The organism is Bacillus cereus group sp. BfR-BA-01309, from assembly GCF_022664315.1.
Lineage (GTDB): Bacteria > Bacillota > Bacilli > Bacillales > Bacillaceae_G > Bacillus_A > Bacillus_A mobilis.
In genome coordinates this window covers 218,444-235,566 of record NZ_JAKUHE010000001.1, presented here as the reverse complement: position 1 = coordinate 235,566, position 17,123 = coordinate 218,444, and the positions used below count along the sequence as shown (strand labels likewise).

The following is a 17,123-nucleotide window of genomic DNA, read 5'->3' as shown; positions in this document are numbered from 1 at the left end:
CCGGTACAGTTTGTATTTGTTCACATTGTAGCACTAGATCAGAAAGTTTACTATGTACGTATACTGGCCAGTAAGAAATCAACTACTATGAGGTGAAATTATGAAAAATACAACAAAAGCATATATATCAGCTTTACTCTATTCATTTATTATTGGATTTTCCTTTTTATTCGTGAAACTAACACTAACCATAACAAGCCCTCTTGATACTCTGGCTCATCGTTTTACAGTTGCTTTCATAGCAGCAAATATTCCGGTTATTTTTGGATTCATAAAGTTAAATATATCATTTAAAAATATAATTTCTCTTTTACCAATTGCGATTTTTTATCCAGCACTTTTTTTTGCTTTTCAAGCTTTTGGATTAGTGTATACAAGTTCATCTGAAGCAGGAATTATACAAGCGGTGATCCCAATATTTACGATGATCTTAGCTTCCTATTTTTTGAAAGAGTATACGAATACATCACAAAAAATCTCTGTACTCATCTCCGTCATCGGTGTCATTTATATATTTATAATGAATGGTCTAGGGGCTTATGAAACTAGTATCATCGGCGTTATTCTCATTTTGTTATCGGCATTATCATCTGCTTGCTATAATGTATTAGCACGGAAAATGGCAAATAATTTCAAGCTAATGGATTTAACTTATACAATGACAGCGATTGGTTTTATTAGTTTTAATTTAATTGCTATCGTCAGCCATATAAACAAAGGGACATTAACTATATACTTTAAACCATTTATGAACGGAACATTTCTTATTTCCATTTTATATTTAGGTTTGCTATCTTCTTTACTAACCGCATTGTTATTAAACTATTCGTTATCTTATATTGAAGCAGCTAAAATAAGTGTTTTCAGCAACTTATCTACACTTATTACAATTATCGCGGGTGTTGTATTCTTACATGAACAAATCGCATACTATCACATCATCGGAACAATTTTGATTGTTCTTGGAGTTGTGGGCACAAACTTCCTAGGAAAAAAAGGGATTGTAGTAAAGAAGAAGAATACTTCCTTAAGTAAATAAAAAGTGAGGGATAAATATTGCAACGTGTAAATACGATTGATATTAGTAATGTATTAGAATTAGAAAATGCTCTTTCTACTTTATTAAATGAAGCGATTTCTTCAAAATCAGAGCTTGAAAACTGGTTAAAAAAACAATCTACAGTCATTTGGGAAATCGAAGAACAATTAAGATCACACTATATCGCCTTTCAATGTAATACGGATAATAAAGAAATAAAAGATACTTTTGAATATGATCAACAATTTGTAAGGCCTCTTTTGAAACGTTATCAAAATTCATTTGATAATAAATATTTAGAGTCCCCTTTTCGAATGGAACTTGATCCAAAAACGTATAGCTTACTAGATAAAAAAATTAAGAACGCGGAAACATTATTTTGTGAAAAGAACATTGATTTAGAGATAACTGAAGACAAACTAGTAACACAGTACTTCGAAATTACAGGTGGTTTAACTGCACTATGGGACGGTGAAGAGAAAACAATTACTGAACTACAGTCTTACTTACAAGATCCGGATCGTCATATAAGAAAAAAAGCAAAAACGCTCATTTCTGAAACATTCTTATCTGTTGAAGATACATTACAACATATATTAAATGAATTAATCGCAATCCGTCACCAAAAGGCCAAAAACATTCAATTAGATAATTATCGTGATTATATGTTTAAAAAATATGAACGATTTGATTATACGCCTGATGACTGCTATGAGCTTGCTGAATCTATTCGTAAATACGTTGTACCACTTATCGATAAAATATTGAATGAGAAAAAATCTGAACTTCAAGTAGATTTCCTTCGTCTGTGGGATGTAAAAGCAACCGCACCAAATCAAAAAGCATTAAAACCTATCGAAGACGCGAGCGATTTAATCGAAAAAAGTTCTCATGTTTTACACAAACTAGACCCTGAATTTTCAACATTACTGGACCGTATGCATAAAAATAATTACTTGGATTTAGAAAGTCGTAAAGGAAAAGGACCAGGAGGATTTTGCGAATATTTACCTGCTTCTCAATTATCTTTTATCTTCATGAATCTCAATCATACACATTATGACGTTACTACTTTCCTCCATGAAATGGGCCATAGTATTCATAATGAATGTATGAAGCAACTAGAGCTACAAAAATATTTAGAAATCCCTTCAGAATCAGCTGAGCTTGCTAGCATGACAATGGAGTTATTTTCGATGGAGTATTGGGATACATTTTATGAGAATACAGAAGAATTTATAAAAGCAAAATTAGATTTCTTTATAGATATTGTTAAGTACTTACCACAAATGCTTATCGTTGATCAATTCCAGCATTGGATGTATGAAAATCCTAATCATACTGCTAAGGAAAGAAACGAAAAATATTTAGAATTACATAACACTTACCAATCGAGCGTCGTAAATATCGAAGGCTATGAAAATTGGGTAGCAACTGGCTGGTTACCTGTACTACACATATTCGAAATACCATTCTATTACATCGAATATGCTATCGCACAACTTGGTGCATTGCAAATGTATAAACAATATAAAGAAAATCCTAAACAAGCACTAGAAAATTATAAAAAAGCTTTATCATTAGGTAGCTCTAAATCTTTAACTGAGGTATATGAAGCAGCTGGTATTCGTTTTGATTTTTCTGGAGAAACGATTAAAGAACTAATGTTATTTGTAGAGGGCGAATTAGAGTCACTTGAACAATTGTAAGAAGAAAGCTGTTCCTATATTTTAGGTTCAGCTTTCTTCTTTATTTTATTTATCAATTTTATGTACTGAGAATCACCGTAACCGATTGTTGGAAAAAGTTGAAACAACTTTATTAATAATTCATGATTTGATAAGCCTTGATTTTTAGAGATGAATTTCATTACGATATTATCTTCTTTTAGCATTTCTAAATATAAGTCTATAGCCTGATACATTACAGGTGGTACCTTACGGGAAATTTTTTTATGGTTTACTAATACTTCATTGTATATAGAAGAATAATTCCCCAATTCAAGTTCAATTTGATCTACTTTAAATTCATCCTCTCTGAAACTATTTAAGTATACCTTCCCTTCATAAGAAGACTGTTCAAGGTAAGAAAGTAAAGTAAGTAGATTCATTTGACAAAACATATCTTCACCGAACCATAAAACAATACATTTATAATTTTTCGTAAACAGGTTTTTTAATGGGTCTATAACCTTTTTTGTATAACTTTCTATTGAATTGTTATGACCTTCTGCTCTTGTTTTAATAAACTCTTCATTAAAAACTTGTGTAGTAGCCAGGTTCACACACATTGCCTCATTAAATGGTGCATATTCAGAATCACCCATTAGCTTTTCATTTTTAAATTCTTCATACATCATTTGGCCATTTAATATGTTTAGTACATCTTTATCAAACAGCTCTCTTTTCGCATTTCGTAACTGCTCAACCTCTAATTTTCTAGAAACATTCATTTTAAACTCCCCTTCTATTTTTAGTTTAATAAATGACTGAATAGGCATTTTGTTAAGCTGGAATTCTCTTGGATTCATTCCAAAAACATTCTTGAAAGCCCGGCTATATGCTTCTTGGGAAGAATACCCATAATCAAAAGCGACATCGATTATCTTTCTATCAATCGTCAAATCCCGCGTAGATAAATATAATCTCCTCAAAAGAATATAACGTCTAATACTAATGCCTGTTACTTGGTGAAATTTAAAGGAACAATAAAAAGGAGAGTACCCTATATAACGGGATAATTCATTTAATGAAAATTCTTCTTTTAAATTGCTCTCAATCCAATCAATCATCTTCTGTATATGTTCATTCATTTACTCCCCCCCCTTATTAAGCATTATAAAAGATGTTCATTACTTTCTTTTGATATTTCTTGTGTTTGATAACATGGACCATCCATTACTTCATGCTTCATTTTAAAGGAAATTAAAAATAAAACACGAATTTTATAAATTTAGACCCCTTTCGTTCTCTAGTAAAAAAGTAAAATTTGGAAAGGATGTTACAATGAACGAGCGAGAAAAAGAAATACTTCAATTAATAAATGAACAATATTCGTTAAATTTTATTAACATTAAGCCCATAACGAATGAAATGTATCAATGTTTTACTAGGTACATACTTCATTAGAATTACAAACTACAAAACATATGAAGAACAGTTAGAAGAAGTTACATATACGAACTTTTTATATGAAAATGGTTTAGCAGTTCCTCCAATAATACCTTCTCTTAATGGGAATTTAGTAGAAAGGTTAACATTAGACAAGGAGATTTTTGCCGTATTATATAAAGCTGCGTCTGGTATACATTTACCAAGGTGCGAATGGAATTCTAATGTATTTAGAAAGCTTGGTAAACAAATTGGAAAATTACATCGTATTTCTAAAAGCTTTGAAAAGACTAAACCGGTTAAACATATAAACGATTGGTATGAAAATGAAGAATATAATTTTCTTAAGTATATCCCTAAAGATGAAACTACTATAAGAGAAATTGCCTCTGACGTTTTAACTTCTATAAAGGGGCTAGAGAAATCTACTTCGAATTACGGCTTAATTCACGGTGATTTATGGCTAGAAAACATTTTAGTTGAAAACAATTCAAACTTAACAATGATTGATTTTCAAGACTGTGAAAAACATTTTTACATATTCGATTTAGCAGTTCCTATTTATAGTGCGATAGAATATTCATTTGCTGGAAATGGGAATATAGCAGACTATGAGCATTCTATTACAAAAGCAATATTTGACGGATATCAAGGGGAAAATGAACTACCTAAAGAAATGATAGACAAGCTGCCTATGTTTATTAAATTAAAGGAGATTTTTGAATATAGCTTAATGCACATGTATTGGGATAAAGAAGAATTAACTGAGGAACAAGTACGGATAATGAACCTTTATAGGATGAAGATCGAAAATAATCGTTCTCTCGTTAATATTTAACAGAAATGTTGTTCAACTACATGGTAATGATAGTTGAACAACATCCTATAATTACTAGATTATTTTAAATGGTATTCTACATTTCATCTTTTATAAATTGATGTTTCTTCCCATGTTTTTTCTTAATTACAATTGCTTTATACAAAGATGCTGTACCTAGTATAGCAAATAAGATGATTATAGGAATACGAACAATATGTGGAACATAGCGCGGTAGAAAGAAAAGACGAACTTTTTCATCTACACTAAACATCTCAAAAATTAACGGGACTACACTTTGATGTATCAAAAAAAAGATACCCATAAATACTAAAAGAACAACAATAGCTAGTTTTTTCTTAGGTAATTCAACCGCTTTTCCGTTATCTTTCTTTTTGTTATCCCCACGCAATATTTTCATGCCATTCTTCATTTCAAATAGCAATTCAGATCCATTTTTTTCAAGTTTCAAGTAAGCAATTCGCCCAAACCACCAAGCAAAAAACATTCCTGTACAAATACCAGTCAATACACCTAGCCATTGTAAGAGCTGTACATGTAGTAATGTCCCAAGCCATACAACTAACAAAGCGGGTATAGTTGTTGCTAGTACCATCACCATCATTAACCACGTTGCTATAAACATTTTACTCGCATTCATATCATCACCTGAGATAACACTCCCTCTCCCGCGGCGATGAGGATCAGTTATTGGTACTAAGTTACATACAGAAAATAACATAATAAGACCTGCAGCTCCACCAAGTAATGCTGGTATTACTGCAAATACCCAAGGATAAATGAAAGTAAGTCCGCTAGAGATTGTGAAAATAATTGTTGTTATAATCGCAATTGGACCAACCGCTAGCAACCATGCAAATTGACGGCCACGCACATCAATTCGTTCTGCATCAGGTGTCGTCAAAGTTAACCATAATGCACTCCCATCGAAACCATACATATTACAGGAAAACATACTTGTAAATACAATCATAATTATCCCTGCCCAAGGCATTAAGTGCAATATATTAGCGCTTGTAACTAAAATACCATAAAATACCCCTATCCAAATACCCATCCGGAGGAAACGGCCTCGTTGTGGATCTCTTCCCCAACTTTTTAATTCTTTTATAATTGTTGCTCCAATTTTCGTTTCTGAAAAGAAACATAAAGCTTTTCTATGTTTATTAGTAATAATCCTTCCTTCGCTTTTCTTAATCACTGTACTTTTCATCAATAATGTTGTCCATATAAAAAAAAGCAATCCACATAATATTGTTAGCAGTATTAAAAAAACAAAAGCTAATAACCAATTGGATTGAATCGCATACTCTACAGCGAGTATCGCCCAACTAGACGGAAACATGTAAAGTAAAGTTGAATCACTAAGTGTCATCTTATTAATAGCAGGAAGTACATACCATCCCACATTTAGAAACGCTATAATGAAACCAAAGAGCATTGCTCCCACTTCCATGCCAATCCTTGATTTCAACGTCTCACCAATAATACTAACTACTATTTTTGATAACAATACTACAAATATTAACTGTAAAATAATTGCTGGAACTGCAACTATAGTTGCAGTTAAGCTAACCCTAGCTGCGTAAATGAATAGTCCTATGAAAGCTATTAAACTAACGATTGGTCCTAATCCTATAAAAGCCACAACAAGTAACGCCCTAGCAGGTTTATAAGAAGTAAATGGAAGCAACGCGAAATATTCAGGACGTAATATTCCATCTCCTCCAGCGATAATTGGACCCAAAACCCACCCTACTGTCCACAGAGCAAATGCAATGTAAAGAATACTATGTGAAACGTTATGTTCCGTAGGATAAAAAGAAAAAAGTAGAATGGTTCCAATTGCAATCAATAAACCAACTATTCCTGTAATAATGAAAAGAACCGCTTTACCACTATTCATTGAATTTTTAAAGATTGATAACTTCATTCGAATCAAAACACTAACCAAGACAGTTCCTCTCCTTTAACAGCAGGAATCCCTACTAACTGAACGAAAATGTCTTCGAGGGTTTCTTCACCGCAAACATCTTCCATTGTTCCTGAAGAAACCACTCTTCCTTTTGAAATAATTGCAACGTGATCACAAAGTTGTTCAACTAACGCCATGACGTGACTTGAAAATACTACAGAACCACCCGAACTAACAAATTTTTGTAAAATCTTTTTGATAGTAGCTGCAGAAATAGGATCTACCGCCTCAAATGGTTCGTCGAGAACGAGTAATTTTGGCGCATGAAGAAGTGCAAGTGCAAGACCGATTTTCTTACGCATACCAGTAGAGTAATTAATCACTAGAGTCCCTTCGGTATTATTTAACTCTAATATTGTAAGCAATTCTTCTGTCCGCTGAGCAACTTCCTTGGCATTCATTCCTCTTAGCAATCCCATATATGTTAATAATTCACGACCAGTAAGTCTTTCCGGTAAAGCTAACCCATCTGGTAATACCCCAATCAGCGTTTTAGCTTGTTTTGGATTACTCCAAACATCAATTCCAAAAACTTTTGCGCTCCCACTATCTGGTCGTAACAAACCAACGGCCATCGATAATGATGTAGTTTTCCCTGCTCCATTAGGCCCAACAACTCCGTAAAATGATCCTCTTGGCACAATTAAATCAATATGATTAACTGCTATAAATTCTCCGAAACGCTTATGTAGTTTCGAAAGCTGTAGTGCCGGAGCAACTTGCTCAAATTCAGTATGCATTGAAATTGGTTCACCAGTTTTCATAAAATGGACTCCTTCTTTACAAATGTAATACCCGATTACAAATCTCAATAACCTTACTCATCCATTTGCATTGTTAGAACGGTTATAATAAAAAATGAATTTAGGAAGAGCTTTTCTTTAATTACAATACTGAGCTACCAAATCATTTAAATATTCATTGTTAGTAGCAGTTACATTTTCAGATATTCTAGCCGCAATAATGATAGGTGCCCATTGAAAAATTTCATCTCTCAATAATCCAGTATTTCTGCAATAAATATGCAAATACATTTCAGCTAATTCTACCGAAGATTGTGAGTACAACAAGTATGTTCGAAACACATCTGCGCGAATGTCACCTGAACTAGCATCAACCCAATCTATACTATTCACACTCTTATTACTCAAAATTAGATTAAATGGATGAAAATCCCCATGACATAATCTAGGCTCAAACATGATTGAATGTAACTTATTCAATATATTTTCCTTTTGTTTTTCATCCAATTTATAAACAGATTTAATTTGTCGCTCTAACCTTTCTCTCATTGATTCTATTTCATCTGTGTTCACACGAATAGAATGAATCTTCTTTTGTTCATTCACACAAATATTTATGTAATGATCTGCCTCATTTGGATTATTTAGCAGGAGATCACCAATACTATTTCCTTTTATGTATTCCATAATAATTGCCTGTCTATTTTGTATCTTTGTCACTTCAAATACGTTTGGAACTGGTAGCCCGCATGAATAAGCATATTTTTGTTTTTTGGCTTCATTTATAGACTCTGTATCTGGAAGATATTCTTTAAATAATTTTACAACCTTACTATCATAGAGATAGATTTCCGCTGTATTCCCTTTAGCTATCGGATTTCCTAAATTCAATTCATTTCTCTCCTTATTGTAAATTAAGCTGACACTTTATACTCCTATATAAATTCAGTGTAATTATGCGGAAACCCTTCTCTAAGAAAATATAAAAAACTTACCACTTTCTATCCTTAAATAGAAAGTGGTAAGTTTAATTTACTAGGAACATTGGAAGGAAAATGTGGTGTATGCACAATTGAAAATGCAAATCCTTGCTCAATAAATGATACTTCATTATGTTTACATTGAAATGGGACACTATTTCTCTTAAAGTTAATTTGGATTTGCTGTAAAAATGCAAGATCTGGTGTTCCGAAAGAAACATGCACTTTCGGTGGTAAAGCTTTCATCGCAATCGGAATCCAAGGTCGTTGCCACCATGTTGCAACAATATATGCTGTGCCCCCTATAACAAAGTTGAAAATATCCCCATCTTCCATCGTTTTCATATTTAGATTTGATTTTAGCCATTCTGTAAATACAGGTACACTTTTAACGGGAAGTCCGATTTCCCTTACGTATAAAACATTTAAAGGTGACTGCGGGACTAATATACCCTCTTTAATATAACTATGTGCGATAATTTCGAGTAGATTTCCATCCCCATCTTTAAAGTATACATTGAATAGACCATTCTCTTCACCAATTACATTTCCATTTTGCCATTTCACAATGAGTAATCCAGAATCCTTTAGCCATCTTACTGTTTCATGAAATTTTGAATATGGAATCTCAAAAGCGAAATGTGCAGGTGCGATTGGTTCGTATACTTCTTGAAAACTAATGGTTGTATAAGGTGTTACTTCAAATTGAATAAATGATGCCGTTTCTTTTTTTATTGGAAAAGATAATATGTCCTTATATACTTGCTTTACCCCTTCTATGGAAACCGTTTGTAGTTTTATGTCTGATATATGTGTAATCATTATAATTAACCTCCAAATTCATTATATCTATTAGTATTGTATTTCAAAAACTAACAGGAAAAATCCACCTGGAGATTGAAACTTTAATTAACAAACTAATACTTTTGTATTAGAACAGTTAAGTTAACATTTTCAGCTAATGCAATATATCTTAAGCAAAAAGGAGTGTTGTATTGTGTCTCAAAGAATTTCCTACTATGAAGCTGCACCGGATGCTATGAAAATTATGATGGACATGGAAAAGTACACAAAGCAATCAACGATTAATCGAATGACTAGAGAGCTTATTAAAATTCGAGTTTCTCAGATCAATGGCTGTGCTTACTGCTTAGATTTACATACATCTGATGCGCGAAAAATGGGAGAAACTGAACAAAGGATTTATTGCTTAAGTACTTGGGATGAATGTACTTTTTATACAGGAGAAGAAAAAGTCGCTATTGAACTAGCTGAACATATTACACTAATTCCTACTAAAAGAGTTCCTGATTCCCTATACAAACGAGTATGTGAACATTATGATGAAAAACAATATATTGACCTTGTCTTGATTATTAATCAAATTAATAGTTGGAATAGAATTTCTATCGCGATGGGAAATACACCTGCTAAAAAATAAAACTGTAAGTAAAAATCTTACTTACTCTATACGTTATTTCTATATTACATACCAACATACTTTATAATTTATTTCTATACCCAGGTCCTTAACTCCCACCTCTAGTATTGAAGACCATCTTGTATAACCTTCTTTTCCACACAAAAAGCTGCTTTTTTTAAAGGAAAGCAGCTTTTACTCTATAACACATTATAATTTAACAGCAATAATCATAAATCTTTTTGAATTCGTACGAATCCCCTTTTCAGAACTATTTGCATCGATGAAGTTTTGTAAAATAGTAAAATCCTCTTCCTTTTCTCCAAATCTAGGAATAATAGGTGTATGTTTTAACAAGAAAATAAGATCTTCCGGCGTACTGTAATAATCAGTAACATCATATTCACGTACTTGCACGAGTTCAAATCCTGCATTTATAAGTTCAGCCATATACTTTTCTTTTAAAGATCCATCTCTTTCGCCTAAGCATTGTCCTCTTCCAAATGCCTCTTTCAGGTTCAATTTATCATGTTCGCTGACTTGTTGCGTTAAAAACAAAGCACTTTTTTCATTACTTTTGCTAATTCGGATGCTATAAATGGCGCGTGACAACTAGAAGCAATATCAAAATGCGCATGTGGAAACGTTAAAGCTTCAGAATCCATTTGAAGAAACTCAACATTTTGTACATCTGATTTTTTTAAGTTAGAATGTGCTGTTTCAATCATGCCATTAGAATTATCTATTCCGATTAACAATTTAGCTGAAGAAGATATATTAAGTACATTTTCTCCTCCACCTGTACCAACATCAAGTAAAATATATGATGGTTTGCATCTTTCTTTTACCTCTCTATAAAAGTCCCATGAATCTCCTACAGTTTCACATTTTATTTTACTAAAATCCCATCCATTTAATCTTCCTACTTTATCATAAAAGTTTTTGTACTCTAATTCGTTCATTTTATGCTTTCCCCTTTGTTGATACTTATATATTCCATAGCTTCTTAATTAAAATGAGCCATCAATTATTTATTCTATATACGCAAGCCAAGCTTCATAAAACGCTTGAACAGTACTGTACCTGTTACTTTTTTCTTTATGCAGCGCCTTTTTACATATATTATATAATTCTTGTGTACTTTCCCATTTTTCATAGCTTTTATCATTTTTCCCGCCGATAAAGGAAAAAGCAATTCCGGCTAACACATACACATTCGTTTCGCTTGTAATTTGTGCATGCAGTTCATATTCCTCCGGTGCTTTAAATCGAGCTGTTCCCCAAAAATTCTCCCCAATTTCATTGAATACAGGTGTTTTTTGAAAGAAATCAATATCACAAATCGTTAGTTTTGATTGTTCAAAATTATATAAAATACTACCGTCATAAAAATCAACCATGACATAGCCTAGCGACTCCACATATGCTGCAAACTCAAAAATTTGTGTCAATATGTTAAGTCTATTCGACACACATAATTTTCTTAACTTCACAAAAGGCGAATTTGGTGCATGGTGCTTTTCAAACGGTGTAAAGTCCCAATGATTGTGCATGCATTCCCCATCAATCCAATGAAACCTTAAACAAAATCCATTTTTCATTTGAATCGAATTAATATATGGAACTAGTAAAGGATGTTGAATTTGTTCATATACTTTCTTTGCTTTCATTAATCGTTGAATTGCGTCCTCTACATTACCTTTGTACTCTAAATTACGAGAACCGGCATACTTCAAAAAGTAGCGATTTCCATTTTCAATAATACCAAAGCTAATATTTCCTGAATCTTGCTGATCAAAAACAGTAAATACTTCAACACCCTTTAACCAATCAAAATTATGTTCCTCAGCTAATGTTTTTGGGTATTGATTTTTTCCTATTGTAATATTTATCATGCGCTGCTCCTAGCTTTGAGCGAACGTAGTTTATAGAGGCATGATACGCATACTCAAATTATTTTTACCTCATACTTTGTTTTCTTTTGTTTGTTCATAAAACATCACTCCTTTCAAATAAAAGCCCTTAATTTCATTCAATAACTACCAAAATATTCTTACTTTCTATTATATATTATAAAATACAAATTATAAGGAAAATTCATTCCATGTGCGCATTTAATTTACATAATAATTTTATAGTTTATTTCTATTTATATAATCTAAATGTCTTCTTCCCCAACCACACATGCTATCTAACACTGTACTTACTGTTTTTCCATGCTCTGATAAACTATATTCCACTTTAGGTGGTATTTCTTGGTAAATATTGCGTTCTATTAGTTGATCTTGCTCTAATTCCCGCAATTGCTTTGCTAACGTCCCTTGAGATATATCTGGTATTAATCGCTTTATTTCACCAAACCGTTTTGTTCCATCTGTTAATAATATAAACAAAATGAGTGGTTTCCATTTTCCGCCGATTATTTGTAGTGTTGCTATTACTCCTTTTAACTTCGGTTCTTGTAAATCCATTTTTCACACCTCTCCTCTGACATCACAAATCTTTTTTCACATTGCATATCCGCATGAATAGTGATTAGTACGAAATATGCGACTATGTACATAAAAAGTGCGTACTTTTCACTTGCTATCTTTTAGCGAATAATAAAGGCATAACAGCTTTATTTTAAAGTTTTTATTAAAGGAGTGGCTTAAATATGTCTATTACTACATTAAAAGGTAGCCGAATCATTATCATTGGTGGAAGTTCTGGTATTGGGTTTGCAACAGCACAACAAGCAATTGAACAAGGCGCACATGTTATTATTGCAGGAAAATCCAAAGAAAAATTAATGATTGCTCAAGAAGTAATTAATAACAATCATCTTCAGACTTATGTATTGGATAACCAAGATAAAAACCAATTACAAGCGTTTTTCAAGAACATTGGGGATTTTAATCATTTGTTCACACCAGGAGCTTCTTACACACTTGGACCAATAACCACTACAGATGATATTGCCGAAAGTAGCTTTATCGGAAAGTTTTGGCCACAATATTATGCCGTAAAATATGCAATTCCTTTTCTTGTAAACTCTGGATCTATCGTATTAATGTCCGGTGCATTTAGTCAAAGACCACTTAAAGGAGCGCCTGCTTACGGAGCATGTAATGGCGCTATTGAAAGTTTAGGGAAAGCTTTAGCTGTTGAACTAGCTCCAATTAGAGTTAATGTTGTTTCTCCCGGAACAATACAAAGAGAGAATGAACAAAATGAAAATAGACTAGCTGCTTATGAAACTTATAAATCTCTTTCTCTTGTAAAACGACCTGGGCATAATGATGAAATTGCGCATACTGTACTATATTTAATGCAAAATAGTTTTTCTACAGGTAATGTATTGTTTCCTGATGGAGGATACACTTACCTTTAAATTATGTAAAACAAAAGCCACTTATAAAGGTGGCTTTTGTTACTAATTTAGAATCTGCTGAAGCAATACAGGGTCCTCTTTTAAAAGTTCTGCTAAAAACATAAGTTGCGGAAAAGGTTGTAAGATTAAATCTTTATTCATTTTTTCTTTCAGTATAGCCATTCCACCTTGTTTAATATAATCGTTTAGTGTTATTTCCTTACTACAAACTAGCCTAATATCACTTACTGAAAGCAATAATAACCCGCTCGTTTCAGAGTATGGAGTTGGTTCATTTTCTGAATGTGCCATATACATAATAGATAAAGTTTCATCTGGGCTATCAATAATTAATATTGGATTGATTTCATTTTCTACTCTTATTTTCTTTGATTGTGCATTCCAATTCTCTTTATAATATGTACTTGGTGAACTCAAAATGGTAATATCGATAGCAGCTTCTTCTTTCACTTCTCTTTTAGCAGTTTCTACTGCCGTTTCATTGGCTTCTTTATGTCCCCCCAGCCTTATTACACCTAATGTATCCCCTTTACTCGTTGGACCAACTTGAAAAACAAATAAATTTTTATACACTACATACGCACCAGCTGTTCGCACATTCTTATCTATTTGTATCAACATTTTCCCTCCTAACGACCTTTGAACAAAATAGTTTACTATAATTTTATTATGTATTTAAATTATCTTCAATCCAACACGCAGCATCAAGTAGGTTTTGCGCTATATAATCAGGTACTGTTTCTTTCCACGAATTTCTATGCTTTGTTAATGAGCTTTCTCCCCATCCTGTTCCTACTAAAAGCTTTTTCATATTAGCCCTTTCAGCTGCAATCATATCTGCACTCCCTGTATCTCCAATAAGAAAACATTCTCTTAAGCATAGACCATGTTCTTCCGCTGCTTTCAAAAGTAAACCTATATTCGGTTTTTGGCAGTCGCAACTATTATTCATTTTATGTGGACAATAGTACATTCCATATATATATATATCTACATATTTTAAAATTTGTTGCATCTTTTAAAATCCTTTAAGCAGTTCTTTTTCGGTAAAATATCCCCTTCCAATTCTAGTTTGATTTGTATATAAAAACACTTTTAATCCTAAGTTATTTAACTTTTGAATTGCTTTAGGTGCAAAATCAAATAATATAAATTCATTCGGGTGAATCCCCCTACCTGTCCCTCCAATTGTCCCATCTCTATCTAAAAATACTGCCTTCATTTTCATTTCCTCCTTTAGATTTTAAAATACCTCTAAAAAGTAGGATTCATCTAAAAATTACAGAATTCTATACATAACAAATATTGGACGGATGATTTTCAAATTCCTCTATAATAAAGGTGGTTCAAACAGTTGTGAAATTTATACTAGAACGCAAGGTTACCGTAAAGACAACTTTTTCGAAAGAATACAAGATATTTATTTTTGGTTTACTCATTTCACGAATCGGGGATTCACTGTATACTTTTGCGCTTCCTTGGATTGCCTATCAATTAACCGGTTCAGCTGTAATTATGAGTTCTTTATTTGCTATTAATGTATTGCCAATTGTTTTATTTGGCCCTTTAGTTGGTATAATAATTGATCGATACGATCGAAAAAAGTTACTTTGGATAGTGGATATTACCAATATTATTTTAGTAAGTCTTGTTCCCATTCTACATACATTACATCTATTAGAAATCTGGCATTTATACATAATTACTTTTATCTTAGCAGTTATGTCTATGCTTTTTGATGTAACAACTGTTACAGTCATTCCACACATCGCAGGAGCATCATTAACGAAGGCTAATTCTTTCTATCAAATGATTAATCAATTGGCTAGTTTGTTTGGGCCAATGATAGCTGGGATTTTCATATCTTTTATTGGAGACTTTCAAGTGCTTTGGATTAATGTTCTTTCATTTATTGCAACATTAGTTGCTGTGATGTTATTACCATCAATTAAAACTGTAAACAGCCAAAATAATGATAAAAATACACTTCAAAATATTCTATCGGATTTGTTTAATGGGTTTAAATGGCTCAAAAATGATTGCTTAAATATAGCTTTATCTTTTCAAGCTATGATTGGAAACTTTGGAGCAAGTGCGGTTTTAGGTGTATTCATGTATTATTTACTATCCACATTGCAACTTACCCCGGAACAAAGTGGCTTTAATTATTCATTAATTGGCATAGGTGGGATTTTAGGAAGCTTGATTGCAGTTCCTTTAGAAAAGAGATTGCGCGCGGCCTTCTAATTCTTTTACTCCTATTCGCTAGAGCAATTGGCTTAACTTTCGCGCTTTGGAGTACATATTGGTTTGCTCCTGGCATTGCTTTCGGTATTGCAATGACTTGCAATATTGCATGGAATATAATTGTAGCCACAGTTCGCCAGGAAACCGTTCCATCAAATATGCAAGGAAGGGTTTTAGGATTTTCACGTGTACTTACACGATTAGCTATGCCACTCGGGGCATTAGTAGGAGGTATTATTTCAGCCTATAATCCAGTACTTGTATTTGCTTTAGCTGCTTTCACGAAGCTACTTGAGGTTTTTATTGCACTATATAGTCCGATACGAAAACTATGATGGAAGGAACGATAATTATGTATGATTGGTTAATTGAAATCGAAGAGCAAAAATATCCAGAACCTACAATAAATGATGATTTTTATATAGAAAAGGCACCTCCTGTATCTTCAAATAATTCTCTCAGTCAATCTGCCAACTTTTCAGTGGCATGGAGGTCATCCTTGAAGAGGACGTTTATACGTCCTTTCCCATTTCAAATGACATTACTTTAAATATAGTTAAAAATGAATTAATCCCTCATTATAAAGATGTGAAACAAGTTTTTATTAATAATGAATTACATGAAATTTTCATGATAGGTTTAAAGGAAGAACCAAAACAAACTTTAAAAGCACTTCTAACTAACGATATATATCCCGTAGTGCCTGATTTATACCGCAGCCGTTCTTTTAATAGAATTGTCGGTAGAAGAACATTAAAATATTATTCTGTACTATTCGATTGCATTGCTCCGATGTTCTTAAAAGAAACTCAAGAAATAGCATATTTCCTCAAACATTCATTCTTTCAAAAAGAGAATTGCATTTCTTTAGTACCAACAGGTTGGTTTTTAAAAGAGTCATTAAAGGATTCCATTACACTCCGCTCATTTTGTACATTTGCAAATAAAATTGTACTAGTAGTTGACGAATCGAATCAAGAAGTAATTTCTCTTGATATTTACGGATAAATTGATAAAGGGGGCGCGTCACATTCCCATCAACCTAAGCTTTTGAGATACCCCCCATAACGAAATTTTCACCTTTTTACAGTTATTTATAAGAATTCAGCTCATTTTTTCGTTTTGGGGAACATTCAATTTCTTAAGTTGGTGAGTATATGATAATGCTTCCATTTGAACAAATTTTCCTTTTCCATACCGATCACACACCTTTTGTAGAGTAATAGTATCAGCATATCCCATTTTAAGAGGTTACTTACAAAATATTCAAAATTTTTTTTGCGAGAATCATCCGAAATGTAATACGGACTGTGAACTACCCACCACTTAGTATCTCTTACGAGCTGATCCCGAGTGGGGGCTTCTCGGTTCATCGCTACTTTTGATAGCTAACGAATT

General features: G+C 32.7%; 15 protein-coding genes and 3 pseudogenes. 7 read left to right on the top strand and 11 right to left on the bottom strand.

Annotation, left to right across the window (positions count from 1 at the left end):
- Positions 1–100 precede the first annotated feature (100 nt).
- Together MR115_RS01135 and MR115_RS01130 are read left to right on the top strand one after the other, a co-directional pair.
- Entirely contained in the window at positions 101–1,039 is a 939-nt protein-coding gene (locus tag MR115_RS01135) for a DMT family transporter (protein ID WP_242239373.1), read from the top strand.
- Between the two features lie 17 nt (positions 1,040–1,056).
- The gene (locus tag MR115_RS01130; RefSeq protein ID WP_242239371.1) at positions 1,057–2,748 is read left to right on the top strand and encodes a M3 family oligoendopeptidase; all 1,692 of its coding nucleotides are present in this window, start codon (positions 1,057–1,059) and stop codon (positions 2,746–2,748) included.
- Positions 2,749–2,762: 14 nt separating this feature from the next.
- On the opposite strand, the gene MR115_RS01125 is transcribed toward MR115_RS01130, so the two are convergent.
- Entirely contained in the window at positions 2,763–3,851 is a 1,089-nt protein-coding gene (locus tag MR115_RS01125; RefSeq protein ID WP_242239368.1) for a helix-turn-helix domain-containing protein, read from the bottom strand.
- A 193-nt stretch (positions 3,852–4,044) separates the two neighbouring features.
- Between MR115_RS01125 and MR115_RS01120 the strand changes: the two are divergent.
- Positions 4,045–4,987: pseudogene (locus MR115_RS01120) on the top strand (phosphotransferase enzyme family protein).
- A gap of 76 nt (positions 4,988–5,063) precedes the next feature.
- On the opposite strand, the gene MR115_RS01115 reads toward MR115_RS01120, so the two are convergent.
- The 4 genes from MR115_RS01115 to MR115_RS01100 form a co-directional block, all read right to left on the bottom strand.
- The gene (locus MR115_RS01115; protein ID WP_242239367.1) at positions 5,064–6,941 is read right to left on the bottom strand and encodes a hypothetical protein; all 1,878 of its coding nucleotides are present in this window, start codon (positions 6,939–6,941) and stop codon (positions 5,064–5,066) included.
- Positions 6,926–7,726: an ABC transporter ATP-binding protein gene (locus MR115_RS01110; protein ID WP_242239365.1), complete on the bottom strand. Its 801-nt coding sequence runs from the start codon at positions 7,724–7,726 to the stop codon at positions 6,926–6,928. Before MR115_RS01110 ends, MR115_RS01115 begins: the two co-directional genes overlap by 16 nt.
- 117 nt (positions 7,727–7,843) lie before the next feature.
- Positions 7,844–8,596: a phosphotransferase family protein gene (locus MR115_RS01105; protein ID WP_097819181.1), complete on the bottom strand. Its 753-nt coding sequence runs from the start codon at positions 8,594–8,596 to the stop codon at positions 7,844–7,846.
- Between the two features lie 116 nt (positions 8,597–8,712).
- Positions 8,713–9,507, bottom strand: coding sequence for a VOC family protein (locus MR115_RS01100; protein WP_242239362.1), 795 nt, complete (start codon positions 9,505–9,507; stop codon positions 8,713–8,715).
- A 175-nt stretch (positions 9,508–9,682) separates the two neighbouring features.
- Between MR115_RS01100 and MR115_RS01095 the strand changes: the two genes are divergently transcribed.
- Positions 9,683–10,126 (top strand): carboxymuconolactone decarboxylase family protein, encoded by a 444-nt coding sequence (locus MR115_RS01095; RefSeq protein WP_242239360.1) that lies wholly within the window; start codon positions 9,683–9,685, stop codon positions 10,124–10,126.
- 189 nt (positions 10,127–10,315) lie between these two features.
- On the opposite strand, the pseudogene MR115_RS01085 reads toward MR115_RS01095, so the two are convergent.
- The 3 genes and pseudogenes from MR115_RS01085 to MR115_RS01075 form a co-directional block, all read right to left on the bottom strand.
- A pseudogene (locus MR115_RS01085) lies at positions 10,316–11,067 on the bottom strand (class I SAM-dependent methyltransferase).
- Between the two features lie 69 nt (positions 11,068–11,136).
- The gene (locus tag MR115_RS01080; RefSeq protein ID WP_242239357.1) at positions 11,137–12,000 is read right to left on the bottom strand and encodes a serine/threonine protein kinase; all 864 of its coding nucleotides are present in this window, start codon (positions 11,998–12,000) and stop codon (positions 11,137–11,139) included.
- A gap of 237 nt (positions 12,001–12,237) precedes the next feature.
- A complete protein-coding gene (locus tag MR115_RS01075; protein ID WP_242239354.1) occupies positions 12,238–12,576 on the bottom strand; it encodes a winged helix-turn-helix transcriptional regulator in 339 nt (112 codons plus the stop codon).
- 185 nt (positions 12,577–12,761) lie between these two features.
- On the opposite strand from MR115_RS01075, the gene MR115_RS01070 reads away from it, so the two are divergent.
- Complete coding sequence (locus tag MR115_RS01070) at positions 12,762–13,478, top strand: SDR family oxidoreductase (RefSeq protein ID WP_097819185.1); 717 nt, start codon at positions 12,762–12,764, stop codon at positions 13,476–13,478.
- Between the two features lie 42 nt (positions 13,479–13,520).
- Here the strand turns inward: MR115_RS01070 and MR115_RS01065 are convergent, their stop codons facing one another.
- Genes MR115_RS01065 through MR115_RS01055 form a run of 3 tightly spaced genes read right to left on the bottom strand, consistent with a single transcriptional unit; the run spans position 13,521 to position 14,700 of the window.
- A complete protein-coding gene (locus MR115_RS01065) occupies positions 13,521–14,096 on the bottom strand; it encodes an NUDIX hydrolase (RefSeq protein ID WP_242239974.1) in 576 nt (191 codons plus the stop codon).
- Positions 14,097–14,145: 49 nt separating this feature from the next.
- Entirely contained in the window at positions 14,146–14,493 is a 348-nt protein-coding gene (locus MR115_RS01060) for an HAD hydrolase-like protein (RefSeq protein WP_242239349.1), read from the bottom strand.
- Between the two features lie 3 nt (positions 14,494–14,496).
- Positions 14,497–14,700, bottom strand: a complete 204-nt coding sequence (locus MR115_RS01055; RefSeq protein WP_242239348.1) for an HAD family hydrolase — start codon at positions 14,698–14,700, stop codon at positions 14,497–14,499.
- A gap of 134 nt (positions 14,701–14,834) precedes the next feature.
- Between MR115_RS01055 and MR115_RS01050 the strand changes: the two are divergent.
- Positions 14,835–16,060: pseudogene (locus MR115_RS01050) on the top strand (MFS transporter).
- Between the two features lie 151 nt (positions 16,061–16,211).
- A complete protein-coding gene (locus tag MR115_RS01045; protein ID WP_242239346.1) occupies positions 16,212–16,733 on the top strand; it encodes a hypothetical protein in 522 nt (173 codons plus the stop codon).
- Positions 16,734–17,123: the final 390 nt, after the last annotated feature.